This is a genomic window from Exobacillus caeni (genome assembly GCF_005747095.1).
Lineage (GTDB): Bacteria > Bacillota > Bacilli > Bacillales > Guptibacillaceae > Exobacillus > Exobacillus caeni.
In genome coordinates, this window is record NZ_SWLG01000032.1 from 1 (window position 1) to 24,626 (window position 24,626).

Here is a 24,626-nt window from a genome sequence, read left to right on the forward strand (position 1 = left end):
AGTCCGGTAATGATGGCGAAGAGGCCACACCCGTTCCCATGCCGAACACGGAAGTTAAGCTCTTCAGCGCCGATGGTAATTGGGGGATCTCCCCCTGTAAGAGTAGGACGTCGCCGGGCATTAAGGAAAGAACAGCTGAGGGAGCTGTTCTTTTTTTGTACGTGAAAAAGCCTTAAAGGAATTAGAAAAGCATCTTCGAATAGGAGGGCCGGGAGAAGCAAGGAGGTCGAGGAAGCAAAGGGAGAGAGGCCCGGAGCAACTGATCGTTGTGAGGACCGAACGAGCGAAGCTGACGAAGAGATCCGTAGCTTATCTCGGCCCGACGCCGAAGACGGAAGTTAAGCTCGAGCGCCGATGGTAATTGGGGGATCTCCCCCTGTAAGAGTAGGACGTCGCCGGGCAAAGGAAAAGAACAGCTGAGCGCTGTTCTTTTTTTGCATGGCAAAAAATTATAGGTCATCTGATCCCTTATTTCGTCTAAAAAAGGGGTTTCGGAATGGTTTGAGGTCATCTGATCCGCTATTTGTCCCAATTCTCCTCATTTCAACAGTAAAATCAGCAAATAAAGGAACAGATGTCCTAAAAAAAATTTAATAGCTTGTTTTTATCAAAATAAGGAACCATATGACCTCTTTATCCCTGGAAGTTGCTTTTACAGTGTGTTTCTAACGTGCAGCTGGTTCTTAAAAACTGGCCACGAAAGAAAAATAACTCCACCACACAGGGAACGAATCCTCTACAGTAACTCCCTATCCGCTAAGCGTTTCTATCCCTAATCTTCTGCATTCTCCGTTAAAAACTTTAACAGCAAATAAGGAATTTTGTAAGCAGTAACTTCAAGAAACCTCGTTATAAACGATAGGTCATAAGATGCGAAGCTGTGGAACAGATCCCCCCACCATTCCGTTTCATAACGGCATATCATGCTTAAATTATAAAGGATAAGATAATGGGACATCACTTCGTGCAATTCCAAATAACCTTCCCTTTCCCCGGGTAAAAAGCAATTTCCGTTAAAGTCCTGATAAAAAGGCGGGCAATCGTTTGCTATGGGTTTCTCAAAAGTTAAATGAAAATAATCTGTTTTGTTCTCGATTTTACACAGGCTGGATACTTCCTGGCTTAATAAAAAGTCTATAAAACGTTCATGTGTCATTTTTAAGCTATCGATAATGGAACTACTGACTTTGTAATCATTTCTACCAGCTGGCTCTAGAATAAAAGAAGTATTCCTGCTAAACAAAGTGTAAAATAAATCATTAAGTTCAGGAATTCGCTTTAATAACATTTCCATTCGATATTTTTCTCCTTCTGATTGTTTCACATGGAACAATTTTCGAGAAAAATACTCAAATAACCCGTTTTTCTGCCCTTTTACTTCGTCTTGTAAAAATACATAATTCCTCTTTTTTCGCTTTCTGGAAGTGACCCCATGGGCCAGCACGGTTGTTTCATTCGGATATTCAGGGTCAACGGTTAATAAACATGCTTTGAGGAGCTGAACCATTCCGTAAAACAATAGAACCGGTTTAAGTTCCATTTCGGCGATAGAGGCATGCTGGTAGTATTTTCTGCCATGCTCAAGATAATAAATAAATGGATAACAGTTATCGTAGCTTTTAGATTCAGGCTCGGATAGCTTATTTTTTTCGTAATTTTTTTTCAAATATGCTTGAACATATGGAGAAGATTGGAAAACAACAGCAGGCTTCCATATTTCAGTAAAACTGTCCACTGAATCCCCTCCATTTATTTGATAATTCGGACATATAACAGCATTCTTGACACTAGTTTAACCAATTGATAAGCTACTAATAATATTTTCGGACATAAAACTTTTCTGAGGAGGAACGCTGTATGTGGGAGAATAAATTTGCTAAAGAAGGATTAACGTTTGATGATGTATTGCTAATGCCTGCACGTTCAAATGTATTGCCTAAAGAAGTGAGTGTTAAAACGAAGCTTGCGAAGAACTTAGATTTAAACATCCCGATTATAAGTGCGGGGATGGATACGGTAACAGAAGCACCGCTAGCCATTTCAATTGCGAGGCAGGGAGGGCTTGGAATTATTCATAAAAGCCTGTCCATCGAAGAACAAGCAGAACATGTAGATCGAGTAAAACGTTCTGAAAGCGGAGTTATCACAGATCCTTTTTATTTAACACCTGATAACCAGGTGTTTGATGCAGAACATCTTATGGGGAAATATCGTATTTCAGGAGTTCCGATCGTCAATGAGGAGAAAAAGCTTGTTGGGATTATTACGAACCGCGATCTACGTTTTATCAATGATTATTCAATCCAGATAAAAGAAGTGATGACAAAGGAAAACCTTGTGACTGCACCAGTTGGCACAACCTTAAAAGAAGCAGAGAATATTCTTCAGCAACATAAAATAGAAAAGCTTCCATTAGTCGATAACGATGGTGTTCTAAAAGGTTTAATCACAATTAAAGATATTGAAAAAGTTATCCAATTCCCAAACTCAGCTAAGGACAAACAGGGGCGTTTGCTGGTAGGTGCTGCAGTAGGAAATACTGCTGATGCATTGCTTCGTGTAAAAAAACTTGTTGAAGCTGGCGTAGATGTTATTGTTCTTGATTCAGCCCATGGACATTCAGAAGGAATTCTTTCTAAAGTAAAAGAAATTCGCAGTGAGTATCCGGATTTAACAATCATTGCCGGTAATGTTGCTACTCCAGAAGGAACGAGAGACCTGATCGAAGCAGGAGCAGACATTGTGAAGGTAGGAATTGGACCAGGGTCCATTTGTACAACCCGTGTAGTTGCTGGTATCGGCGTTCCACAAATTACAGCCGTATACGATTGTGCAACTGAAGCAAGAAAGCATGGTGTATCCGTAATTGCCGATGGAGGAATTAAATATTCCGGCGACATCGTCAAAGCCCTCGCTGCAGGTGGCCATGCAGTCATGCTTGGAAGTTTGCTTGCCGGAGTTGACGAAAGTCCGGGAGAACGGGAAATTTACCAGGGAAGACAGTTTAAAGTATATCGGGGAATGGGATCGATAGGTGCGATGGAAAAAGGAAGCAAGGATCGCTATTTCCAGGAAAATAATCAAAAGTTAGTCCCTGAAGGCATCGAGGGAAGAGTACCTTACAAAGGACCGTTGGGAGATACGATTCATCAGTTGATCGGCGGGTTAAGAGCAGGAATGGGCTATTGTGGTACAGAGACGATTGAAAAGCTGAGAGAAGAAGCACAATTCGTACGCATCACAAATGCAGGACTGCGAGAAAGCCATCCTCATGATGTCCAAATTACAAAAGAATCGCCAAATTACTCTGTATAACCTTCTTTCAAAAGGACTAAAGTTACAGGCGTTAATAGTAAAAAATACGGAAATTATTACAAAATAACGAATTGTAGATAGAGGACCATTCCTCTATCTATTTTTTTGTCAAAAGGTGTGGTAAAATAGCGATTATGTGAGAATCATATGGGGGTGTATAGGTTGAAAAACCTAGGTTTAAAAGGCATGATGCTGGGGTTATCTTTTATCCTGCTGATTGCAAGTTTTTTCGGAACAGGCATCAATGTTTATGCAGCAGGACCGGATGTTAAAGCAGAAGGAGCAATACTAGTAGACGCTGATACAGGTAAAATCCTTTACGAATATAATGCAGATTTAACACTTGCACCTGCAAGTATGACGAAAATGATGACAGAATACCTTGTCCTTGAAGCAATTGATAAGGGAAAAATAGAGTGGGATACAAAAGTATCGATCAGTGAGCATGTTCATAAAATTTCACAAAATAGGGGTCTATCAAACGTACCTCTACGAGTTGACTTGAAATATTCTGTAAAAGAACTTTACGAAGCGATGGCTATTTATTCTGCGAACGGAGCAACGATGGCGCTTGCAGAAGCTGTTTCCGGGACAGAATCCAAATTTGTTGAACAAATGAATAAGAAAGCCAAAGAAATGGGATTGACCGAATACAAATTTGTTAATACTACTGGTTTAAATAACCGCGACTTGGGAGGAAATCATCCTGCTGGCGGACCTGAAGAAGAAAATATGCTTTCTGCGCGCTCAACAGCAAAGCTTGCATTTCGCCTTGTAAAAGACTATCCGGAAGTTTTGGATTTTGCGAGTATTCCTGAAAAGAAGTTTAGAGAAGGAACGGACGACATGATCCAGATGAAAAACTGGAACTGGATGCTTCCTGGTTTAGTTTATGCTAACAAATACAAGGTTGAGGGTATTGATGGACTTAAAACTGGTTCAACCGACTTAGCAGGGTATTGTTTTACTGGAACAGCAAAGCAGGGAGATATGAGATTAATTTCTGTTGTGATGAATACTAACTCATATGAAGCTCGTTTTGCAGAAACGGAAAAACTATTGAATTATGGTTTTAATAATTTTGAAAAACAGACACTTGTAAAAGCAGGTTACCAAAAGAAAGATCAAGCTGACTTGCCCGTTGTAAAAGGAAAAGAGAAAAGCGTTGCGGTTTCTTCTAATAAAGAGCTTAGTACGGTGATTAAAAAAGGCGAAAAAGAACTGTACAAACCGAAAGTTAAGATCGATAAATCAAAGTTAAATGAAGATGGAGCTTTAGTTGCACCTGTAAAAAAAGGTGAAGCGGTGGGGAAAGTCACACTTGATTATAAAGGGAAAGAAGACTTTGGTTATTTATATGAGAAACAGCAGGCTGCTGTGGACCTGGTAACAGAGAACAGTATTGAAAAAGCCGGTTGGTTTACCCTTGCAATGCGTGGAATCGGAGGTTTCTTCTCTGGGATTTGGACAAGTGTAGCAGATGCTGTTAAAGGCTTGTTTTAAAGACTTTTAATAATTACTTCTTATTCTGGTAAAAATACTCTTCGATACGAGCGGAGAGTATTTTTTTTATTTTAGCGTTAAATATAGGACAAATTAAGAAAAAATGTTACAATAGAAACGTTTAATATCAGGAAATTTGGATATTTGCATAACAGATATGGGAGGAATATAGATGAATCAACAAACAGGTACTGATCGTGTAAAACGTGGTATGGCTGAAATGCAAAAAGGCGGCGTTATCATGGACGTTATTAACGCAGAACAAGCAAAAATTGCGGAAGAAGCTGGCGCGGTAGCAGTAATGGCACTTGAGCGTGTCCCTTCGGATATCCGGGCTGCAGGCGGCGTTGCCCGTATGGCTGATCCGACTATCGTGGAAGAGGTAGTCAACGCTGTTTCCATTCCAGTAATGGCAAAGTGCCGTATCGGCCATATCGTAGAAGCCAGAGTTTTGGAAACACTTGGCATTGATTATATTGATGAAAGTGAAGTCCTTACACCTGCAGATGAAGAATACCACTTAGATAAGCGTAAATTCACTGTTCCTTTCGTATGTGGTGCTCGTAATCTAGGGGAAGCGCTTCGTCGTATCGGTGAAGGTGCTTCTATGCTTCGTACAAAAGGTGAGCCTGGAACAGGAAACGTAGTAGAAGCTGTTCGTCACATGCGTTTAATTCAGGGGCAGATTCGTAAAGTAGCAAATATGTCTGAAGATGAGTTGATGACAGAAGCAAAAAATCTTCAGGCTCCATTCGAATTGCTTCTTCAAATTAAAGAGATGGGACGCCTTCCTGTTGTAAACTTTGCAGCCGGCGGTATTGCGACTCCAGCAGATGCAGCGCTTATGATGGAACTTGGATCTGATGGCGTATTTGTTGGTTCAGGAATCTTTAAATCAGAAAGCCCTGAAAAAACTGCAAAAGCAATTGTGGAAGCAACAACTCATTACCAGGATTATGATTTAATTGCCAAACTATCCAAAAACCTTGGAACTGCAATGAAAGGAATCGAAATTTCAAGCTTGCAGCCGTCAGAACGTATGCAAGATCGTGGATGGTAAGAAAAAGGAGTAGAATAACGTAATGGTTAAGATCGGAGTACTCGGTCTTCAAGGAGCAGTACGTGAACATGTTAAGGCACTTGAAGCAAAAAATGCAGAAATAATAGTGATTAAGCGCGTTGAAGAGTTAGAAGGCCTCGATGGATTAGTTATTCCTGGTGGCGAAAGTACAACGATGCGCCGATTGATCGATAAATACGGTTTTATGGAGCCATTAAAGCAGTTTGCCCAGCAGAAGCCTGTGTTTGGCACCTGTGCCGGCCTTATTTTACTTGCAAAGAATATTGAAGGCCAGGACCACGCTCACCTCGCCGTTATGGATGTGACTGCAAAGCGCAATGCATTTGGGCGGCAGCGGGAAAGCTTCGAAGCTACATTAAATGTAAAGGGCGTTGCAGATGACTTTGTTGGTGTGTTTATCCGTGCACCTTATATTATAGAGGTAGGCGAAGATGTAGAAGTCCTTGCGACATTTAACGATCATATTGTAGCTGCGAGACAGGGGCGTTTCCTTTCCTGTGCTTTCCATCCAGAATTAACGGATGATGACCGGATGCACCAATATTTTGTGCAGATGGTAGAAGAATTTAAATAGTTGCCCTTGCAACCTTGAGAGAAATAGTGTACATTATGACATACTAAAACATAATAAAAAAGCGAAGACGGGAAATAGTAACACTGGTTTCATGCTCAGAGAGTCGGTGTCTGGTGAAAATCGACCTTGAACCATTGCGAATCCATCCTCGAGCAAAATGCTGAACGCAGTAGGCATTTTCGGTTTGAAGCCGTTATCTGTTTCAAGTGGCAGGCAAAGATTGCCTGCAACCAGGGTGGCAACGCGGGTATCTCTCGTCCCTTTTTATAGGGACGGGAGTTTTTTTATTTTCCGTTTTTGCAAGTAGTGAAGGAGGAGTTTCAAATGTTAGATCTTAAGTTTTTAAGAAAAAACTTTGACGAGGTAAAAGAAAAGCTTTCTAAGCGCGGTGAAGATATTTCTGGCCTTGATCGTTTTGAAGAACTGGATCAGAGAAGAAGAGAACTGATTGCCGCGACCGAAGAACTTAAAGGCCAGCGAAATGAAGTTTCAAAAAAAATAGCAGAATATAAACGAGAGAAAAAAGATGCGGATGATTTAATCAAAGAAATGCGCGATGTAGGGGACCGTATCAAAGTTATTGATGAGGAGCTTCGTGTCGTTGAGTCAGAGCTGGAGGAAATTCTACTCCAAATCCCTAACATTCCTCATGAGAGCGTTCCTGTCGGAAATAGTGAAGACGATAATGTTGAAGCGCGTAACTGGGGAGAAGTTCCCGAGTTTAATTTCGAAGCACAGGCTCACTGGGACATTGCAACAAATCTTGGAATTTTAGACTTTGAACGTGCTGCAAAAGTTACTGGAAGCAGGTTTGTATTTTATAAAGGAATGGGAGCAAGACTTGAGCGTGCCCTTATTAACTTTATGATGGACCTACATCAGGATGAGCACGGCTATGAAGAAATGCTTCCTCCTTACTTAGTAAACCGTGAGAGCATGACAGGAACAGGCCAGCTTCCGAAATTTGAAGAAGATGCGTTTAAAATCCGTGAGGAAGACTACTTTTTAATTCCAACAGCTGAGGTTCCGGTAACGAATTTCCACAGAGATGAGATTTTAAATGCTGACCAGCTTCCGATTGCTTATACTGCTTTTAGTGCATGTTTCCGTTCTGAAGCTGGATCGGCAGGCCGTGATACTCGTGGATTAATACGCCAGCACCAATTTAATAAAGTGGAACTTGTGCGCTTTGTTAAACCGGAAGAATCTTATGATCAGCTGGAATTGCTCACAGGTCACGCAGAGAAAGTGCTTCAACTACTAAAGCTTCCTTACCGTGTTATGAGCATGTGTACAGCCGATTTAGGTTTTACAGCTGCTAAGAAATACGATATTGAAGTTTGGATTCCGAGCTATAATACGTACCGTGAAATTTCTTCTTGCAGTAACTTTGAAGACTTCCAGGCCAGAAGAGCAGGTATCCGTTTCCGCCGCGAGCAAAATGGAAAACCGGAATTTGTTCATACGTTAAATGGCTCAGGCCTTGCACTTGGACGTACAGTAGCTGCGATCCTTGAAAATTATCAGCAGGAAGATGGGACAGTTGTCGTACCAGAAGTGCTTCGTCCTTATATGGGAGGCAAAGAGGTTATAAAATAAGGCAGGGAACTTCTCTGTCTTTTCTTTTTTTCTTTATGCTTAAATTATTGACTGAACTGGAAACCTGTGATAAGATATTATTCGTGTCCGTTAAAGGAATATGTATGGAGGAGTACCCAAGTCCGGCTGAAGGGATCGGTCTTGAAAACCGACAGGGGCTTAACGGCTCGCGGGGGTTCGAATCCCTCCTCCTCCGCCATAATTTAAAGAAAAACCAAGCGCATAATTGGAGATTGATAAAAAATTCGTTACACCAGTAACGGATTTTTTTTATTTTTCTTTAGCTATTTTAAAGAATTTAGAAAATGGGACAACGATCGCTAACAGAACTTTTCACCAAAAAAGCTGTCCAACGATTGTTGAACAGCTTTTTGGTGTTAACGGCTAAGTGCCGGAATTTGTTCGAATTTTTGGCTCAAACGCTTCAATACAACATCGATGGAAGATGGATCATTGATCAGATCATACTCGTTAATGTTCAAGCGCAGTATTGGACATGCATTGAAGCTGTTAATCCATTCTTCATATCGCTGATACATTTCTCGCCAGTACTCGATCGGTGTTTCTTTTTCCATCGGTCTGCCTCTGTCTTCAATTCTTGCCAGAATATCATCCAGGGAACCTTCTAAATAAATCATCACATCGGGATGCGGGAAAAAAGGTGTCATCACCATAGCCTGAAATAAATTTGTATAGGTTTCATAATCAGTAGGAGACATGGTTCCCTTTTCATAATGCATTTTAGCGAAGATTCCCGTATCTTCATAAATGGAACGGTCCTGAACAAAGCCACCCCCATACTCGAACATACGCTTTTGTTCCTTAAAACGCTCAGCAAGGAAGTAAATTTGCAGATGAAAACTCCATCTTGTAAAGTCGTTATAAAACTTTTCCAAATAGGGGTTGTTATCGACTTTCTCAAACGAAGTACGGTATCCCAGTGTATCTGCAAGTGCTTGAGTAATAGTAGATTTACCAACTCCAACAGTCCCTGCTATTGTTATCACAGCATCCTGTGGTATGTTGTAGGTATTTCCTTTGCTCATACAACCAAATCTCCTTTTTTTAGCGTTTCGTCAAGTGTATTGATGATCTTATCAAGATCGTTAGAATTGGCTACAAAATCGAGATTATCGCCGTTAAATCGAAGAACTGGAATATCGGGGTGATGGTATTCAAACTCCTCCATAAAAGCCTCATAATCTGCCGACAACCGTTCTAAATAACGAGGGGAAATATCTTTCTCTATTTGCCTCCCTCTTTTAGTTATACGATTAAGTAATGTATCAAGGCTTGCATTCAGATAGATGATAACATTTGGTTTTGGCATGCCTTCCGTAAGGATGTCATAAACGTCCATGTACTTAGCAAAATGTTTTTGATTCAATGTTTGTTTTGCAAAAATCCGGTTCTTAAAAATATGGTAATCTGCTATTATAGGGTTATTTAAAGATAACTCACGTTCGATTTCTTCCATTTGCTTATAGCGGTGGCAAAGGAAAAACATTTCTGTTTGGAAGCTCCACTCCTCAATATTCTCATAAAACTTTCCGAGAAACGGGTTTTCTTCCACTATCTCACCGTAATATTTATATTGGTAGCGTTCTGAAATTGCCTTAGATAACGATGTTTTTCCAACACCGATTGGACCTTCGACGGCAACAAAAGGGGTAAAGCTCATCGATATCCTCCTCCGTCGTTTTCTATTTTTATCTGTCAAAAAAACTCTAATCCTGTTGAAAGACAAACTTTATTGTAGCACAGAAAACGTTGACATAATAGCACTGTTTCATTTTCTAAGTAACTGAGAGTCGTTTAATGCTATTTTAAAAGGGGAAAAGTTTGAAAAAGCGTATTTGGGGGATTTTCTAATGACTTCAGCAAAATTATTTATTCTATTGTTGATCGGTTTTATCGTAAATACTGTGAATAAGAAACAAAAAAGCCTCCCTGTCCCAATCGTGCTGCTTTTTATTGGAATCGGCTTATCGTTCATTCCATTTTTTGACACTGTGGAACTGACAAGGGAATTAATATTTGATTGGTTTCTTCCTGCCCTTTTGTTTGTAGCCTCCTACAGATTTCCATTTAAAAACTTCAGGCAAAAGCTTGGTTTAATTACTGTTCTTGGAACCATCGGAATCATTTTGATGGTTTTGCTGCTAGCCTGGGCGATGTACCTTATTGGAAGCCAGTTTGTATCATTGCCATTTTTAGGATTTTTGTTAATATCAGCGATTCTCACTCCTACCGATCCAGTCTCAGTCGGTTCGATTCTAAAGAAAGTTTCTGACTCTCCTAAAGTAGCAGAGGTTGTTGAAGGGGAGTCCCTGCTAAACGATGGTACAAGCATTGTTGTATTTTCAGTAGCGGTTTCCATGTTTATCGACCGTGAACCGTTTCATTGGACAGAATTTCTATTCCACTTTTTCTATCATTCTATAGGCGCGGTATTTTTAGGCTTTTTATTCAGTTATTTATTTAGTAAGGCGATCCATTGGATTGATGAGCAGGAATATGAAATTATGCTAAGTATTGTTTTAGCATACATGAGTTTTTATCTGGCTGAAACACTCGGCACTTCCGGTGTTCTCGCAACGGTTGCAGCAGGGTTAACTCTGTCCTGGGAACTTGAAAGAACCGACAAAGAGCCTCATTTAAGACAATACTTAGATGGATTTTGGAACGTGATGGAGCCTGCCATTTTGTTTATTATCTTTTTACTGGTAGGTATAGAAAGCGCCAACTATTTAGCTACAAACCTTTGGCCGCTAATCTTTCTAACTTTTGTACTGTCTGTTGTTATCCGTTTCGTTGTACTGGCTGTTCTGATAAAACCTATTCCAAAGTGGAGACGCGAATTTTCCTGGAAGGATATCACGGTAATGAGCTGGTCAGGTATAAAAGGAACAATGTCACTGGCATTACTGTTAGGATTTGCTGCAATTAATAAAGGAAATGAAATTATTTTAAGCTTAACGTTCGGTACGATCCTTCTTTCTTTCGTGATAGAGAGTCTAACGATTTATCCTCTTTCCAAAAAACTTATGAAGTAGCCTATGTCCAGGCTTCTTTTTTCTGTTGGTTTCTTTATCACATAAATGCGGTAGGGCTTTACTAGATATTCTTGCAAACCTTTCAGAAATGATTTAACGTAAAATTCATAAAATTAGGTTACTTTTTTTAGGAGGTTTCTGTATATGGCGCTGGCAAGAAAAATTGTTCCGCGGAAGGAATTGGAGCAATTAGGAGTATATTCTCCTGGGAAACCGATTGAGGAAGTCCAGAAAGAGCTTGGATTAACGAGCGTTATAAAAATGGCTTCCAATGAAAATCCATTTGGATATTCTCCAAAGGCAAAAGAAGCTATGATTAAAGAAATGGAAAAGGTGAATCTTTATCCGGAAACAATGGCTCCTGCTCTTGCAGCGAAGCTTGCTGACAAGTTTGGTATTTCAAAGGATTCCTTTTTGTTTGGGAACGGATCGGACGAGATTATTGCTTTTTTAACAAGGGCATATATTCGTCCGGGTGACTCAGCAATAATGGCCGATATCACGTTTCCAAGATATGAAACGAACGTTCTGATCCAGGGAGGGAACCCGGTAAAAGTTCCATTACAACAGGGGACACATGACTTAGATGGGATGTTGAAAGAGATCAATGGAAAAACCCGGATGATCTTTGTATGCAATCCTAATAATCCAACAGGAACAATTGTTGAAAAAGAAAACCTTCTCACATTTATTAAACAGGTTCCATCAGACATTTTAATTGTGATGGATGAAGCTTATTATGAATATGCATTGTCTAACGAATACCTGCAAACGATTCCGCTATTGAAGGAACATCCTAACTTAGTTATTTTAAGAACATTTTCTAAAGCATACGGGCTAGCTGCATTACGAATCGGGTATGGCATTATGGATAAAGAAGTGGTCAATGAGCTAATAAAAGTAAAAGATCCGTTCAATACGGATCGGATTGCCCAGGCTGCTGCTCTTGCATCTCTAAACGACAATGAATTTCTGCAGTTATGTGTAGCCAGGAATAGAGAAGGCATGAATTATATAGAAGGAGAATTAGAAAAGCTCGGATTATCATCGTTTCCTTCTGAAGCAAACTTTCTTATGATTCATCTTGGGCGTTCAGGCAAAGAAGTCTTTGAGCAGCTATTAAGAAAAGGGATCATTGTCCGTTCTGGGCATGTCCTTGGTTACCCGGATAGCATTAGGGTAACGATCGGAAATGAGTCAGAGAATCTAGAATTTGTAAAAGCTTTAAGAGAAGTAATGGCAGAAAAATAATCAGTGGTTTAGCAAAATTCGACACCAACAATGAATAATATAAATAATAAGAAATAAAAAGGTCGAAATTTGATATTTCCTTGGAAATAAAGAAATAGAGAAATAAGACGGGGGTCTTTGAACGGATGAAAGGGTCTGTGATGGCAGACTCTTTTCTAATGATTGAAAAATGTTCAAGAAAGCAGTATAATATCCATTGTATTGATAATTTGGCCCCGTAGCTCAGGGGATAGAGCAACGGTTTCCTAAACCGCAGGTCGGAGGTTCGATTCCTCTCGGGGCCGCCATACATAATTTACTATAGTTTCAAGTTGCTTGATCATATAGTTGGTTGAGCAAAGCTATTCATAATTTAATAAAATATAAATCGCGTCTTTTTTCATTCTTTTGGATTGGCAGGAGCTGAAAAAGACGTTTTTCTTTTGGATCAAAAGGTAGGTTGGAGTATAGCGGCAGGATACGTGTATCGTATCGGCTGCCGATACGAAGGGCAGCAAGGATTAAATAATCTCCTTGCTTGAAGAAAGTTTATACAAATTCTTGTAGCGGGAAAATAGAAAGTTTTACCATGTATCGAGGAACGATATAAGACGTTCTAGATTTGTTATAAATGGTTAGTGTGAAGTTATTTAAATCGGCATCTCATGATAAGAAGAGACCCTGAAATTTTCATGTTGGTATCCGATATGCTGGCTTTTCCAGACTAATGCCTGACCGATAGTGTTTTTATATCGGCGGGCGATACACCTAAACGTTCACAAGATATGAAAAAGCGGGTGTGAAATAGATATTGGCAAAGAAAAGGGACTTTTCGAGTATATCGTATCGCCAGGCGATATAGCCCTTGCCAAATTCTCTTAAAACCTTCATATTAGTAGAAAAGGGGGTGCCGATATGCGACACGATATACAACCGAATGAACGTTCTTTTACCACGAAAGAAGTTGCGGAAGAAGCTGGGATTGCAACGCCAACTGTTCGAAAGTATGGCCAAATCCTTGAACGGAACGGATTTGAATTTTTAAAAGATGGAGATCGGCGTATTTTTGTACAATCAGATATTGATGCACTCATAGCGTTACGCGATACGGACAGGCCTCTGGATGAGACGGCAAAAGCACTTGCGGACCAACAAAAAGAAAGGTTAACAGGATCCCATAGAACAAACATAGCGGTACCCGATACATACGACAATTTGCCTCAAGATCTTAGTCAAATGAAAGAAATATTAAAGCTTTTGGCAAATGAACTGGCCGCTACACGTGAAATGAATGCTCAACTCACAAGCGATATGTCGAAACTTAAAACAACTGTTTCTCGGCTTCAGCATGATCATCACGGCTTAAGCTCTAGTATTGGGAATTCAGCGCAAAAAACGCAATATAAAATTGAAAAACTAACGGAACAACATAAGAACCATTACGATGCATTACTTGAACAGGAAAAACAAAAAAGCGATATGCTACAAACAGAAATACAAAAATTGAGGGAAGAACAAGTAAAAGAATGGCGCCAGCAAAATGATTTTAATAAACGATTAGAAGAAGCAGTGAAAAAACCTAAAGAAAAACGAGGATGGCTTTTCTCCCTGTTAGGTAAATAAACACCAGTGGTTTTCTTTAGAAGCCAAAATAAAAGCATAGGGATATGGAACAAAGGAGGATAGCAATTGTTATCCTTTTTTTATTTGCTCTTTTTCTCGTTTTTCAAAATGTTTTAACAGGGTATGATTTGCCAAAAATAAAGAGATACTTTAGAATGAAAAACTGTGTGTTAACGGCGGGAAAAAACAAAAAAGGAAGTGGGAAATGTGAATAAGAAATACTTATCCATTTTCATGGTAATAGCCATGGCTTTATCTGTTCTTGCTGGTTGTGCTGCTGGTAACGAGCAACAGGGTAACGAAGAGAATGGTGCAGAAGGAACAGAAGAAAAAGGAACATTAACGTTTGGTCTTAATAACTGGGCGGAAAATATTGCGGTATCAAACATGTGGAAAGTTATCCTGGAAGACAAAGGATACGACGTTGAACTTAAATCCATGGAAAAATCACCTGTATGGGCAGGCATAGCCCAGGGCGATCTTGATGTTGCGGCAGAAGTATGGCTGCCAACTACGGATGAACCTTTATACAAGGAGTATAAAGAAGACCTCGTGTTAGGGGAAACCTGGTATAAGGGAACTGGACTCGGACTTGTTGTGCCTGAATATATGGATATTGACAGTATTGAACAGTTAAATGAAAAAAAGGACGAGTTAGGACTTGAGAAGATTGTCGGAATCGATCCTGGTGCAAGTTTAATGAAACTAACTCGTACGGCAATGGAAGAATATAATTTGAATTATGAGCTTACTGAAAGTTCAGGTCCTGCAATGATGAGTGAACTAGAAAAAGCATATAAAGACAAAGATCCAATCGTCGTGACACTCTGGAATCCTCACTGGGCATTTGCCGAGTATGACCTAAAATACTTAGAAGATCCAAAGAAGGTATACGGAGAAGCGGATGACATTTATTATATGACACGCACTGGGTTTGAAGAGGATCATCCAGAAGTCGTGAAATGGATGAATAACTGGCAAATGGATGACCAGTCTCTCGGTAACCTGATGGCTGTTATAAAAGACACAGATGATGCAGAAGAGGGCGCAAGAAAATGGATAGAAGACAATCAAGACCTTGTTGATGAATGGACAAAAGAATAAGAGCATGATAAGGAGAGCTGAATGCATAGCTCTCCTTTTTATTTGAGATATTAAAGGTTAAGGATTAACTGTATAAGAACGAAGATACATAGAAATTGGGGTGAAGAAATGCCAGAAGCAAAAATCAAAGTCGAAAATATTACAAAGATATTTGGGAAGCAGCCAGGACAGGGTGTAAAGCTTTTAAATAAAGGAAAGTCGAAACAGGAAATCCTTGAAGATACAGGATTAACAGTAGGGGTCAACAAAGCGAGTTTTGAAGTTTTCCCGGGGGAGATATTCGTGATTATGGGACTTTCAGGAAGCGGAAAATCGACGCTTGTACGCCTTTTAAACCGGTTGATCGAACCTACTGACGGGAAGGTCTTTATCGATGGAGAGGAAGTTACAAAGATGAAAGGAGACCAGTTAAGAGAGGTCCGAAGAAAGAAACTAAGCATGGTCTTTCAAAAATTTGCCCTCTTCCCTCATCGAACAGTCGTCGAAAACGCGGAATACGGCCTTGAGATCCAGGGAGTAGATAAAAATGAGAGAAGGAATAAAGCGATAACCTCTTTGGAGCTTGTTGGTTTAAGAGGGTATGAAAACAGTTACCCTGGAGAGCTTAGCGGAGGAATGCAACAGCGCGTAGGACTTGCAAGGGCGTTAGCCAATGACCCGGATATTTTATTAATGGATGAAGCGTTTAGTGCATTGGACCCTCTTATTCGAAAAGATATGCAGGATGAGTTGCTTGAGCTGCAGGAATCGATGGAAAAAACGATCGTATTTATCACCCATGACCTTGATGAGGCATTAAGGATTGGCGATAGAATCGCTTTAATGAAAGATGGAAGTATCGTCCAAGTAGGAACACCAGAAGAAATCATGATGAACCCGGCTAACGACTATGTCGAACGGTTTGTTGAAGATGTCGATTTGTCTAAAGTACTGACCGCATCCCATGTGATGAAGCGGGCAGAAACTGTTCGTCTTGACCGTGGTCCGCGGGTTGCATTGCAGCTTATGAAGGATGAAGGAATCTCAAGTGTCTACATTGTCGATAAGAAAAAGCAGCTGCTTGGTGCCGTTCATGCAGATGATGTAGGAAAGGCGATCGAAAACAACCGGACACTAGAGGAAATCATGATTCGGGATTTACCAACCGTCACTCCAGAAACTTTACTCAATGATATGTATGAAAAAATGGCTGCATCAAGCCTGCCGCTTCCGGTCGTTGATGAGTCCAACCGCTTGAAAGGAATTATTGTTAAGGGTGCGGTAATCGGAGCACTGGCAGGAAATGAAAATGAATTAAATATAAAAGAGGTGAAACAATGAGACTATTTCCTAAAATACCATTGGCCGATTGGGTCGATAATTTTGTAAGTGTCTTAACAGAGCGGCTGGAAGGTTTCTTCGATGGGGTTTCTTCCATAATAGGATGGTTTGTAGAATCGATTGTCAACATACTCTCATTGGTGCCTTCACTTGTTTTGATCGGTATATTTGTTATTATCGCATGGTGGACAAGCCGCTGGGGGGTTGCTCTATTTACAGCCCTCGGTCTTTTGCTTATTCATAACTTAGGATATTGGCCCGAAACGATCGATACACTCGCCTTAGTGTTAACATCTGTGATCATATCCATCATCGTTGGTGTTCCTTTTGGCATCTGGGCATCTCAAAATGAAACGGTAAAAAACATCATTACACCGGTTCTCGACTTTATGCAGACGATGCCAGCATTCGTTTACTTGATTCCTGCGATTCTGTTTTTTGGAATCGGAGTTGTGCCGGGCATCATTGCATCTGTTATCTTCGCGATGCCTCCGACGATCCGACTTACAAACCTTGGTATAAGGCAAGTTCCGAAAGACCTCATCGAAGCATCCAACGCCTTTGGGGCAACAACTAGCCAAAAGCTGTATAAGGTCGAACTACCGCTTGCGATGCCGACGATCATGGCAGGGATCAACCAGAGCATTATGCTTGCCCTATCAATGGTCGTGATTGCTTCCCTTGTCGGTGCTCCCGGTTTAGGTGCTGATGTATATCGGGCGGTTACCCAGATTAAAGTAGGTGTTGGATTTGAAGCAGGACTTGCAATCGTTATTTTGGCAATCATGCTTGACCGGATCTCCCAGAACATTGGCCGATCAAAAGCAGATTGATGAACAATAATTGGGCTGACACTTTGCTTTTGAGTCAGCTCCCCTTCCTTTTAAAAAACGGCAATACCTCTTTTAAAAACGACTTATCAATAGAAGTTGTCCTTGAAATCCTTTCGCACCAGGCATCCAACTCCAGCAACTCCTCTTCCTTATAAAGACCCGTTTCCAGAACTATCCCTTGCAATCACCGCAATGTGAGCTTTAGGAGTAAATAGATGGTGGCCGATTGGATATGCTTCAACTCCTGCATCCGCAAAGGAATCAAGAAGCCAAATGGCAAGGTCAAAACAATTTCCTACCGTGTTAAATGTTTTCCAATGCTCTTCCAGTTCTGTCACGGTACGCTGTCTTGCGATATTGGTATGCCGATAATGATAATGCTTGGAAATAGTCTCCATAGGGCAATCATCGAACTGATGCCAGACTGATAGTATTTCTTCAGGTGCTTTCATAGCAATCCTCCTTCTCTTTTAGAAATTATACAGATGAGAAGAATTTCCTTTTTTCTACAAAATGTTGAAAAAATCAACGTATTACAACTGGAAAGGTGATATGATAAAAAGGAAATCATGTTTGTGGGAGGATTGTAAGCGTTGGAAGACTGGAAGGATACCATTTCAAATGTTTTAAAAGCAGTTAAAGTTAAGTTAGAATCGCAATTTTCCCCTTTGAGCGACACTTTTTCCAATGTAATAAGCGATAATCCATGGGCAAAGTTATTTTTAATTCTTTTAGCTATAATTATAGCCTCACAGTTAATCGTCCTGCTACTAAAAGGATATGATAAGGCTTTTCGGCAAACGATCTATCGAAGGTTAGGATCGCCTGCATATATAGACCGTTTTACAAAAGAGCTGGTTGGCCCTGCTCGCTCAAGGGATCTTGTCCTTGACCTGGCATCGCTTAATCGCTACCTTCAAAAATACCAGCCAGAAGAACTGGAACTTATTGATACGTATTTACAAACGATGAAAGAAAGCTATAGAGACTATCGCCCCCATGCTTTTATTGCAGGCGCTTTGTTGTCGATCATGACGTATATGATTATGAATTACTATTCAATAGAGGTATTTGGCGGCCAGGTGCTTCCTGTACTTGTTCCTGTGTTTTTGCTGGGAATATGGCTATTGATTACGTTCAGCCACTATTCTAATGAAAAATCAAAGGTAATCCAGCTAGAAAAAGCCGTTAAACATGCATCGTCTACTAAAGTGGTACAGGCAACAATGAGTTATATTGACCAAGATTTAAAGAAATATAAAACAGAAATCCAGGAAGAGAATGAAGATTTTTACGAAGTCGTCAAATGTTATTCCTGTTTGTATCATGAGAATTTAATGGAGGAAATCCGCTTCCAAATTAATGATACTGTCTTGAATTTCATTTCTAAAGATAAGCGGATAGAAGTGAAAGTGAAAAGTGAGTTTGGCTATAACCGCGACTTTATCATAGATCAACTCGAAGTTCGCGGTGATATTTGCAAAAGCATACGAAAAGGAAATGCTGTTTTTGATGAAAAGTTGATGGTCACTTATTTGAATATCGCTTTTGCACAAAATCCGTCCAGGTATCAAACCGTATAAAGGGATGACTCACAAGAATTGGGTCCCGTTGTTTTGCAAAAAATGGTAAGTTTATCTTGAGAATATAGTGGAGGGATCTGACAGTGAGTCAGACCCCTTTTTTAACCTTCATAAGCTGTTTTTACTCTTTCTTTCACTGCGTTATTAATTATTTCAACTAAGTCTAGCTTACTTTCTTCCTCCGTATTGGCTTCCATAATATTTTCCATTAGCCGAAGCGCGTATTCGTTATCTTCCTGTTCATTTGAAGCGCTGCAATCGGATGGGACATAAATGTTGTAGTCTCGCATATATGCATCGTTTGCTGTAAACAATACACAGATATTGCCTGCCACACCTGTTAATATCAGCGTGTTTACCTCAAGGTATTTTAATAGAGAGGCAAGCGGTGTCGAGAAAAAGCCAGAGTGTTTTGGTTTCACGACGAAGTAATCATCTTCTTGGGGCATAAGAGCCTCTACAAGATCTTTGCCAGGACTTTCTTTTGTTTTTTCAATTAGTTGATTTAAATCAGAACGCCACATGCCATAATTATCATTAACATAGATGACAGGGATATGGTGTTCTTTCGCTCTTTTTTTTAGAGACGCGATATTTTCAGCCATCGGTTGCGTGTATCGTTTTAACAGGTCTGCTTCGGGAAAATCTAATTTATTTATAACATCAATAATAAGCAAAGCAACGGATGTTCCTTTGTCTGCTCTTTCGATAAAATCATTACCCATGTTTGATTCTCTCCCTCCTGAATGATTACGTTAAAAAATGTTATAATAGTGTACCCGTGAGCGTCAGGTATAAAACGAATTTGAGGAGCAAGCGAAATGGAATACATGAAAAACCAGGAAGAGATTGATGTTTTTTTTATGAAAAAAGCCCTTTCCGAGGCTGAAAAAGCAAAAAGCATTGGGGAAGTGCCGATAGGGGCTGTCATAGTAAAAGATGGAAAGGTTATTGCCAGTGCTTATAATATGCGTGAGAGTGAACAGCGCTCCATTTCCCACGCTGAGCTTCTAGCGATTGATAAGGCTTGTGCAACATTAGGGACATGGCGCTTAACGGGATGCACACTATATGTTACACTGGAGCCCTGTGCGATGTGTAGCGGTGCCATTGTGCTATCTCGAATAGATAGGGTGGTTTATGGGGCAAGCGATCCCAAGGGAGGATGTGCCGGCACGTTAATGAACCTCTTAAATGAAGAGCGGTTTAATCATCAGGCTGAGGTAAGCAGGGGCATCATGGAGCAGGAGTGTGCAAGGCTCTTGTCAGATTTTTTCCGTGAGCTTCGCGAAAAGAAAAAAAGCCAAAAAAGCTCGAAATTCACTGGCTGATAACGTTAGGGATTCTGAAGTTGGTCATTGAAATTTTCAACGGATCATGCTATAGTTATATTTGTCGTTAAGACATTTCGTCTTTCACATGGAGGCGTACCCAAGTCTGGCTGAAGGGGACTGACTCGAAATCAGTTAGGGCGTTCACGCGCCGCGGGGGTTCAAATCCTCTCGCCTCCGCCAGAATGTTTCTATCATTGACAATACGATAGAATTACGGTATAATAAGTACCTGCACAAATTAATTGTGCACCAAATAGTGATATCAACTTTGCCGTGCTAGGTGGGGAGGTAGCGGTGCCCTGTACTCGCAATCCGCTGTAGCGAGACTGAATCCCTTCCCGAGGCCTGGCCATTGCAGGGTCTGACTTAAGTAAGTAGTGTTGACATTCAGGTCCTGCGCAACGGAGCCCCATGAACCCTGTCAGGTCCGGAAGGAAGCAGCAGTAAGTGGGTTTCCTCCGTGTGCCGCAGGAGTGCCTGGATCGAGCCAACTGCTTGAGTAACGCTTGTGATGGCCTTGCCGACGGAAGGTGCACGGCTTTAATAAATATGATAAATAATACAGCTCACTCATCAGGGTGAGTTTTTTATGTGGTTTTCGGTTCCATTTTTTGGATAAACTTCCTGATATTTTGTTTCAAATGGTAAGTTGATTAGACCTGCCTGGCTTTATTATAAAGTTTTAAAAAGGTTTATCTCTTTTTTGAAATATGGACAAAAAATCGGTATAATAAGAAAGAATGAAGAGGTTAGGAGGATGCAGGCGGGATGAGTTATCAAGCGCTTTACCGCGTTTGGCGTCCGCAAACGTTTCAAGACGTTGTCGGCCAAACACATGTGACTAAAACGATTCAAAATGCACTGATGCAGCAAAAGATATCCCATGCCTACCTTTTTACAGGACCTCGGGGTACGGGAAAAACAAGTGCGGCTAAAATTATTGCAAAAGCAATCAACTGTGAAAAAGCGCCTGTTATGGAACCGTGTAATGAATGCGATTCCTGTAAAGGTATTACAGATGGCTCGATCTCGGATGTAATCGAGATTGATGCAGCGTCAAACACAGGGGTTGACGATATTCGCGATATACGCGACAAAGTGAAATACGCGCCAAGTGCCGTACCTTACAAAGTATACATTATAGATGAAGTGCATATGTTGTCTACTGGTGCTTTTAATGCATTATTAAAAACACTTGAAGAACCACCGGAACATGTTATTTTTATCCTGGCTACCACTGAACCGCACAAGATTCCGCTTACCATAATTTCACGGTGCCAGCGTTTTGACCTTCGAAGGATAACTGTCCAGGATATCGTTGGACGATTAGACGTTATTGTCAAAGCACAGCAAGTTGAAGTAGAGGAAGACGCACTTTTCCTTGTTGCAAGAGCAGCTGAAGGCGGTATGCGTGACGCGTTGAGTATTTTAGACCAGGCAATATCTTACAGTGACGAACGAGTAACGCTTGAAGACGTGCTTGCGGTCACTGGAAGTGTCTCTCAGGGTTTCATTACAGAAGTGGCAGAAGCATTTTTTGAAAAAGAGATCTCAAAAGCGCTTCATGCTGTACAACAGTTAATGGAACATGGTAAGGATCCGGTTCGATTTTTAGAAGATTTGATTTATTATTTCCGTGATATGTTACTGTATCAAACTGCTCCTCAATTAGAAGAAGTTGTTGAGCGAGTGAAGATAGATCAATCCTTCCAATCACTGGCAGACCAATGTTCACGAGAGTGGATTTATAACGTGATCGAAACCTTAAACCGAAGCCAGCAGGAGATGAAATGGACAAATCATCCAAGGATTTTCCTTGAACTTGCACTCGTACAGATTTGCCAGGAAGAAGGAAGTAAAGAAGAAACAGTGCCAAGCAGCCAAGAGGTGCTGCTTGATCGCATTGCCAATCTTGAACAGGCGCTTCGCCAGTTAAAAGAAAATGGCGTTGCACAGCAGCCTGCAGAGCAAACACAAAATACGACAAAGACCTTTAAACAGCCAGCAAGGAAATCCGCTGTTTCAACCGGCCGGATAAAAGAAATGCTTAAAAAGGCAACAAAGCAAGACTTACACAAGCTAAAGAGCAGGTGGGGCGAAGTTATGGAAAAAGTTCGCCAGGAAAAAGTCTCTGCCCACGCCTGGTTAAAGGATAGTGAGCCGGTGGCTGCCACTCCGGATGCTTTTCTTTTGTCTTTCCAGTATGAGATGCATTGCCAGATGGCAACAAAGGATAATATAAAGGGCTGTGTTGAAAAGGTCCTAGCAGAGACCTTCGGAATTAGTTCGCAAATGGTCACTATTCTAGAAGAAGACTGGAAAAAAGTTAGATCTGAATTTATTAAAGACAGAGAAGATTCGTCCCCTTCAGAGGAAAAGAAAGAAAATGAAGAAGATCCCCTTATCTCTGAAGCGAAGAAACTAGTCGGCGAAGATTTAATTGAAATACAATAAATTAACTTTAACTACATTTAAGGAGGAATTACGATGAAGCGAAACATGGGTGGAATGGGAAACATGAATGGCATGATGAAACAAATGCAGAAGATGCAGAAAGATATGGCGAAAGCGCAGGAAGAATTGAAAGATAAAACCGTTGAGGGAACAGCCGGAGGTGGCATGGTTACCGTTAAAGCGAGCGGACATAAAGAGATTATTGAAGTTATTGTAAAAGAAGAAGTTGTTGATCCTGACGACATCGAAATGCTTCAAGACCTTATCTTAGCGGCAACTAATGATGCCCTTAAACAAGTCGATGAGCTTGTTAATAAAGATATGGGTAAATTCACTCAAGGAATGAATATCCCTGGATTATTTTAGGAGGAATAGTAGTGCACTATCCTGAACCGATTTCAAAACTGATTGACAGTTTTATGAAGCTGCCGGGAATTGGACCGAAAACAGCGGTCCGCCTGGCTTTTTTCGTATTAGAAATGAAAGATGATGATGTGTTGGATTTTGGAAAGGCTTTGGTTAATGCAAAGCGCCAGTTGAGTCATTGCTCTGTTTGTTACCATATAACTGATCGTGATCCATGTTCTGTGTGTGAGGACTCCGGAAGAGATCACTCAACTATTTGTGTTGTCCAGGATTCAAAGGATGTTATCGCGATAGAAAAAATGAAGGATTATAACGGACTCTATCATGTCTTGCATGGTGCGATTTCCCCAGTAGATGGGATTGGACCGGAAGATATTAGAGTAGCCGAGCTATTAAAGCGTCTCCAGGATGATGAGGTAAAAGAAGTTATTATCGCAACAGACCCTACTATCGAAGGAGAAGCTACTGCTATGTATATTGCACGTCTAATTAAACCGACAGGAATCAAAATCACAAGAATTGCCCACGGACTTCCGGTCGGAGGAGACCTGGAATATGCGGATGAAGTTACACTTTCAAAAGCGTTAGAAGGTCGTCGAGAATTATAGCTTGGAGGAAGCACGATGCTGTTTAAGCGAAAAGGTTATTTAAGAAAAGAAGCAGACGAAAGGTTAATGGCCACACTTGAAGATTTAAAAATACAGTGGATGAGACAGAAAGAAATCGTTGCCAAAAGCATGGAGCCGCCAGACACTGTTTTGTATCAATTAAAGTTAGCAGAAGCGAAATATTTTTTCTTATTAAAAGAAGCGAAAGAACGCAGGGTAAGAGCGGAAGGCTTTTCTTAAGCCTAACGTTCTTTTTTTTATGGACAAACATACATATTAGTAAACACATAACTGGCTATTGCCAAAAAAGGAGGCGTGAAGTTGGATCCTAAAGTGGTGATCGCATTATTCGGCGGGTGCATTGCACTTCTGCTAATTATAGGAGCACCCTTAAAGCCGATGCGTTTTATAGGACAGGGGCTAATACGTATCTTGATCGGAGCTCTTTTGTTATTCTTTTTAAATACGTTTGGTACTGTAATAAATCTTTATGTTCCTATTAATATTGCGACTGCTTCAGTTTCTGGTTTTCTTGGAATCCCGGGTATTATCGCTTTGGTCTGTATCAAACAATTTATAATGTGAAACATGAGGAAGGGGATGACACTGATTCTGAGTCGTCCCCTATTAAAATTTACCAATCTATTATCGTTGTATTTTTAATAGCTACGTGGTATATTATTAAACACAGCGAAAAAGCTGTTGCATAATCATTTGTGTCATGATATATTAATAAAGTCGCTTTTTTAAGAAAGGCGGCAGCAAAAAGCACGAAAAAAGTTGTTGACTTCTGCGAAACAAGATGATACACTTAATCTTGTCGCTGAAAACGACGGAACGCATGAAGGGTTATTGGCTAAAGGCTATCATATCCTGTGCGTTGTAGTTCTTTGAAAACTGAACAAAACGCCAAGCGAATTAAGCTTTAAAGCTAGATTGAACTTATCTTATCGGAGAGTTTGATCCTGGCTCAGGACGAACGCTGGCGGCGTGCCTAATACATGCAAGTCGAGCGAAGAGATGGGAGCTTGCTCCCTGATCTT

At 40.6% G+C, this 24,626-nt stretch carries 23 protein-coding genes, 3 tRNA genes, 2 rRNA genes, 1 other RNA gene and 1 other annotated feature; of the genes, 24 read left to right on the forward strand and 5 right to left on the reverse strand.

Annotated features, from left to right (window positions below; all coding sequences use genetic code 11):
- Nucleotides 1-2 precede the first annotated feature (2 nt).
- Nucleotides 3-119, forward strand: a 5S ribosomal RNA gene (gene rrf / locus FCL54_RS22665).
- A 653-nt stretch (nucleotides 120-772) separates the two neighbouring features.
- Here the strand turns inward: rrf and FCL54_RS22670 are convergent.
- Nucleotides 773-1,735, reverse strand: a complete 963-nt coding sequence (locus FCL54_RS22670) for a YaaC family protein (protein ID WP_138129576.1) — start codon at nucleotides 1,733-1,735, stop codon at nucleotides 773-775.
- A 122-nt stretch (nucleotides 1,736-1,857) separates the two neighbouring features.
- On the opposite strand from FCL54_RS22670, the gene guaB reads away from it, so the two are divergent.
- From guaB to FCL54_RS22700, 6 genes are all read left to right on the forward strand, one after another.
- The gene (guaB, locus tag FCL54_RS22675) at nucleotides 1,858-3,315 is read left to right on the forward strand and encodes an IMP dehydrogenase (RefSeq protein ID WP_138129577.1); all 1,458 of its coding nucleotides are present in this window, start codon (nucleotides 1,858-1,860) and stop codon (nucleotides 3,313-3,315) included.
- A gap of 186 nt (nucleotides 3,316-3,501) precedes the next feature.
- The gene (locus tag FCL54_RS22680; protein WP_138129595.1) at nucleotides 3,502-4,818 is read left to right on the forward strand and encodes a serine hydrolase; all 1,317 of its coding nucleotides are present in this window, start codon (nucleotides 3,502-3,504) and stop codon (nucleotides 4,816-4,818) included.
- A gap of 172 nt (nucleotides 4,819-4,990) precedes the next feature.
- On the forward strand, nucleotides 4,991-5,878 hold the full coding sequence (gene pdxS / locus FCL54_RS22685) for a pyridoxal 5'-phosphate synthase lyase subunit PdxS (protein WP_138129578.1): 888 nt from the start codon (nucleotides 4,991-4,993) through the stop codon (nucleotides 5,876-5,878).
- Nucleotides 5,879-5,900: 22 nt separating this feature from the next.
- Nucleotides 5,901-6,473, forward strand: coding sequence for a pyridoxal 5'-phosphate synthase glutaminase subunit PdxT (gene pdxT / locus FCL54_RS22690; protein WP_138129579.1), 573 nt, complete (start codon nucleotides 5,901-5,903; stop codon nucleotides 6,471-6,473).
- A gap of 55 nt (nucleotides 6,474-6,528) precedes the next feature.
- Nucleotides 6,529-6,738, forward strand: a binding site (T-box leader).
- A 59-nt stretch (nucleotides 6,739-6,797) separates the two neighbouring features.
- Nucleotides 6,798-8,072: a serine--tRNA ligase gene (gene serS, locus FCL54_RS22695; protein ID WP_138129580.1), complete on the forward strand. Its 1,275-nt coding sequence runs from the start codon at nucleotides 6,798-6,800 to the stop codon at nucleotides 8,070-8,072.
- Between the two features lie 106 nt (nucleotides 8,073-8,178).
- Nucleotides 8,179-8,271 (forward strand) — tRNA-Ser (locus FCL54_RS22700).
- A 178-nt stretch (nucleotides 8,272-8,449) separates the two neighbouring features.
- On the opposite strand, the gene FCL54_RS22705 is transcribed toward FCL54_RS22700, so the two are convergent.
- The gene (locus tag FCL54_RS22705; protein ID WP_138129581.1) at nucleotides 8,450-9,118 is read right to left on the reverse strand and encodes a deoxynucleoside kinase; all 669 of its coding nucleotides are present in this window, start codon (nucleotides 9,116-9,118) and stop codon (nucleotides 8,450-8,452) included.
- Nucleotides 9,115-9,753: a deoxynucleoside kinase gene (locus tag FCL54_RS22710; RefSeq protein WP_138129582.1), complete on the reverse strand. Its 639-nt coding sequence runs from the start codon at nucleotides 9,751-9,753 to the stop codon at nucleotides 9,115-9,117. The genes FCL54_RS22705 and FCL54_RS22710 overlap by 4 nt, the downstream gene beginning before the upstream one ends.
- A 190-nt stretch (nucleotides 9,754-9,943) precedes the next feature.
- On the opposite strand from FCL54_RS22710, the gene FCL54_RS22715 reads away from it, so the two are divergent.
- The 7 genes from FCL54_RS22715 to FCL54_RS22745 all read left to right on the forward strand — a co-directional run bounded on the left by FCL54_RS22715 (nucleotide 9,944) and on the right by FCL54_RS22745 (nucleotide 17,238).
- Entirely contained in the window at nucleotides 9,944-11,128 is a 1,185-nt protein-coding gene (locus tag FCL54_RS22715; RefSeq protein ID WP_138129583.1) for a cation:proton antiporter, read from the forward strand.
- A gap of 144 nt (nucleotides 11,129-11,272) precedes the next feature.
- Nucleotides 11,273-12,379 carry a histidinol-phosphate transaminase gene (gene hisC / locus FCL54_RS22720; RefSeq protein WP_138129584.1) on the forward strand — a complete coding sequence of 369 codons (1,107 nt, stop codon included), beginning with the start codon at nucleotides 11,273-11,275 and terminating at the stop codon, nucleotides 12,377-12,379.
- A 211-nt stretch (nucleotides 12,380-12,590) separates the two neighbouring features.
- Nucleotides 12,591-12,666 (forward strand) — tRNA-Arg (locus FCL54_RS22725).
- 607 nt (nucleotides 12,667-13,273) lie between these two features.
- Complete coding sequence (locus FCL54_RS22730) at nucleotides 13,274-13,981, forward strand: MerR family transcriptional regulator (RefSeq protein WP_138129585.1); 708 nt, start codon at nucleotides 13,274-13,276, stop codon at nucleotides 13,979-13,981.
- A gap of 234 nt (nucleotides 13,982-14,215) precedes the next feature.
- Nucleotides 14,216-15,085 carry a glycine betaine ABC transporter substrate-binding protein gene (locus tag FCL54_RS22735; RefSeq protein WP_425467170.1) on the forward strand — a complete coding sequence of 290 codons (870 nt, stop codon included), beginning with the start codon at nucleotides 14,216-14,218 and terminating at the stop codon, nucleotides 15,083-15,085.
- Between the two features lie 108 nt (nucleotides 15,086-15,193).
- Nucleotides 15,194-16,405 carry a glycine betaine/L-proline ABC transporter ATP-binding protein ProV gene (gene proV, locus FCL54_RS22740; RefSeq protein WP_138129586.1) on the forward strand — a complete coding sequence of 404 codons (1,212 nt, stop codon included), beginning with the start codon at nucleotides 15,194-15,196 and terminating at the stop codon, nucleotides 16,403-16,405.
- Nucleotides 16,402-17,238, forward strand: a complete 837-nt coding sequence (locus FCL54_RS22745) for an ABC transporter permease (RefSeq protein ID WP_138129587.1) — start codon at nucleotides 16,402-16,404, stop codon at nucleotides 17,236-17,238. The genes proV and FCL54_RS22745 overlap by 4 nt, the downstream gene beginning before the upstream one ends.
- A gap of 149 nt (nucleotides 17,239-17,387) precedes the next feature.
- On the opposite strand, the gene FCL54_RS22750 is transcribed toward FCL54_RS22745, so the two are convergent.
- Complete coding sequence (locus FCL54_RS22750; protein ID WP_138129588.1) at nucleotides 17,388-17,690, reverse strand: hypothetical protein; 303 nt, start codon at nucleotides 17,688-17,690, stop codon at nucleotides 17,388-17,390.
- A gap of 141 nt (nucleotides 17,691-17,831) precedes the next feature.
- On the opposite strand from FCL54_RS22750, the gene FCL54_RS22755 reads away from it, so the two are divergent.
- Nucleotides 17,832-18,821 carry a hypothetical protein gene (locus FCL54_RS22755; protein ID WP_138129589.1) on the forward strand — a complete coding sequence of 330 codons (990 nt, stop codon included), beginning with the start codon at nucleotides 17,832-17,834 and terminating at the stop codon, nucleotides 18,819-18,821.
- 101 nt (nucleotides 18,822-18,922) lie between these two features.
- On the opposite strand, the gene FCL54_RS22760 is transcribed toward FCL54_RS22755, so the two are convergent.
- The gene (locus FCL54_RS22760; RefSeq protein WP_138129590.1) at nucleotides 18,923-19,546 is read right to left on the reverse strand and encodes a cysteine hydrolase family protein; all 624 of its coding nucleotides are present in this window, start codon (nucleotides 19,544-19,546) and stop codon (nucleotides 18,923-18,925) included.
- A 105-nt stretch (nucleotides 19,547-19,651) separates the two neighbouring features.
- On the opposite strand from FCL54_RS22760, the gene tadA reads away from it, so the two are divergent.
- From tadA to FCL54_RS22805, 9 genes are all read left to right on the forward strand, one after another.
- On the forward strand, nucleotides 19,652-20,152 hold the full coding sequence (tadA, locus tag FCL54_RS22765; protein ID WP_138129597.1) for a tRNA adenosine(34) deaminase TadA: 501 nt from the start codon (nucleotides 19,652-19,654) through the stop codon (nucleotides 20,150-20,152).
- A 90-nt stretch (nucleotides 20,153-20,242) separates the two neighbouring features.
- A tRNA-Ser gene (locus tag FCL54_RS22770) sits at nucleotides 20,243-20,335 on the forward strand.
- Between the two features lie 91 nt (nucleotides 20,336-20,426).
- Nucleotides 20,427-20,693, forward strand: an RNA gene (gene ffs, locus FCL54_RS22775) — signal recognition particle sRNA large type.
- Between the two features lie 230 nt (nucleotides 20,694-20,923).
- Entirely contained in the window at nucleotides 20,924-22,609 is a 1,686-nt protein-coding gene (gene dnaX, locus FCL54_RS22780; RefSeq protein WP_138129591.1) for a DNA polymerase III subunit gamma/tau, read from the forward strand.
- A 45-nt stretch (nucleotides 22,610-22,654) separates the two neighbouring features.
- Nucleotides 22,655-22,975 carry a YbaB/EbfC family nucleoid-associated protein gene (locus FCL54_RS22785; protein WP_138129598.1) on the forward strand — a complete coding sequence of 107 codons (321 nt, stop codon included), beginning with the start codon at nucleotides 22,655-22,657 and terminating at the stop codon, nucleotides 22,973-22,975.
- An 11-nt stretch (nucleotides 22,976-22,986) separates the two neighbouring features.
- Complete coding sequence (gene recR / locus FCL54_RS22790; protein ID WP_138129592.1) at nucleotides 22,987-23,583, forward strand: recombination mediator RecR; 597 nt, start codon at nucleotides 22,987-22,989, stop codon at nucleotides 23,581-23,583.
- Between the two features lie 15 nt (nucleotides 23,584-23,598).
- Nucleotides 23,599-23,823, forward strand: coding sequence for a YaaL family protein (locus tag FCL54_RS22795; protein WP_138129593.1), 225 nt, complete (start codon nucleotides 23,599-23,601; stop codon nucleotides 23,821-23,823).
- Nucleotides 23,824-23,904: 81 nt separating this feature from the next.
- Nucleotides 23,905-24,168, forward strand: coding sequence for a pro-sigmaK processing inhibitor BofA family protein (locus FCL54_RS22800; protein WP_138129594.1), 264 nt, complete (start codon nucleotides 23,905-23,907; stop codon nucleotides 24,166-24,168).
- Between the two features lie 362 nt (nucleotides 24,169-24,530).
- A 16S ribosomal RNA gene (locus FCL54_RS22805) occupies nucleotides 24,531-24,626 on the forward strand; the annotation flags it as partial.

What these genes read in the sequence shown, in the direction of transcription:
- guaB (WP_138129577.1), top strand. Translation starts at nt 1,858, where the DNA reads ATGTGGGAGAATAAATTTGCTAAAGAAGGATTAACGTTTGATGATGTA.
- FCL54_RS22680 (WP_138129595.1), top strand. Translation starts at nt 3,502, where the DNA reads ATGATGCTGGGGTTATCTTTTATCCTGCTGATTGCAAGTTTTTTCGGA.
- pdxS (WP_138129578.1), top strand. Translation starts at nt 4,991, where the DNA reads ATGAATCAACAAACAGGTACTGATCGTGTAAAACGTGGTATGGCTGAA.
- pdxT (WP_138129579.1), top strand. Translation starts at nt 5,901, where the DNA reads ATGGTTAAGATCGGAGTACTCGGTCTTCAAGGAGCAGTACGTGAACAT.
- serS (WP_138129580.1), top strand. Translation starts at nt 6,798, where the DNA reads ATGTTAGATCTTAAGTTTTTAAGAAAAAACTTTGACGAGGTAAAAGAA.
- FCL54_RS22705 (WP_138129581.1), bottom strand. Translation starts at nt 9,118, where the DNA reads ATGAGCAAAGGAAATACCTACAACATACCACAGGATGCTGTGATAACA.
- FCL54_RS22710 (WP_138129582.1), bottom strand. Translation starts at nt 9,753, where the DNA reads ATGAGCTTTACCCCTTTTGTTGCCGTCGAAGGTCCAATCGGTGTTGGA.
- FCL54_RS22715 (WP_138129583.1), top strand. Translation starts at nt 9,944, where the DNA reads ATGACTTCAGCAAAATTATTTATTCTATTGTTGATCGGTTTTATCGTA.
- hisC (WP_138129584.1), top strand. Translation starts at nt 11,273, where the DNA reads ATGGCGCTGGCAAGAAAAATTGTTCCGCGGAAGGAATTGGAGCAATTA.
- FCL54_RS22730 (WP_138129585.1), top strand. Translation starts at nt 13,274, where the DNA reads ATGCGACACGATATACAACCGAATGAACGTTCTTTTACCACGAAAGAA.
- FCL54_RS22735 (WP_425467170.1), top strand. Translation starts at nt 14,216, where the DNA reads ATGGTAATAGCCATGGCTTTATCTGTTCTTGCTGGTTGTGCTGCTGGT.
- proV (WP_138129586.1), top strand. Translation starts at nt 15,194, where the DNA reads ATGCCAGAAGCAAAAATCAAAGTCGAAAATATTACAAAGATATTTGGG.
- FCL54_RS22745 (WP_138129587.1), top strand. Translation starts at nt 16,402, where the DNA reads ATGAGACTATTTCCTAAAATACCATTGGCCGATTGGGTCGATAATTTT.
- FCL54_RS22750 (WP_138129588.1), bottom strand. Translation starts at nt 17,690, where the DNA reads ATGAAAGCACCTGAAGAAATACTATCAGTCTGGCATCAGTTCGATGAT.
- FCL54_RS22760 (WP_138129590.1), bottom strand. Translation starts at nt 19,546, where the DNA reads ATGGGTAATGATTTTATCGAAAGAGCAGACAAAGGAACATCCGTTGCT.
- tadA (WP_138129597.1), top strand. Translation starts at nt 19,652, where the DNA reads ATGAAAAACCAGGAAGAGATTGATGTTTTTTTTATGAAAAAAGCCCTT.
- dnaX (WP_138129591.1), top strand. Translation starts at nt 20,924, where the DNA reads ATGAGTTATCAAGCGCTTTACCGCGTTTGGCGTCCGCAAACGTTTCAA.
- FCL54_RS22785 (WP_138129598.1), top strand. Translation starts at nt 22,655, where the DNA reads ATGGGTGGAATGGGAAACATGAATGGCATGATGAAACAAATGCAGAAG.
- FCL54_RS22795 (WP_138129593.1), top strand. Translation starts at nt 23,599, where the DNA reads ATGCTGTTTAAGCGAAAAGGTTATTTAAGAAAAGAAGCAGACGAAAGG.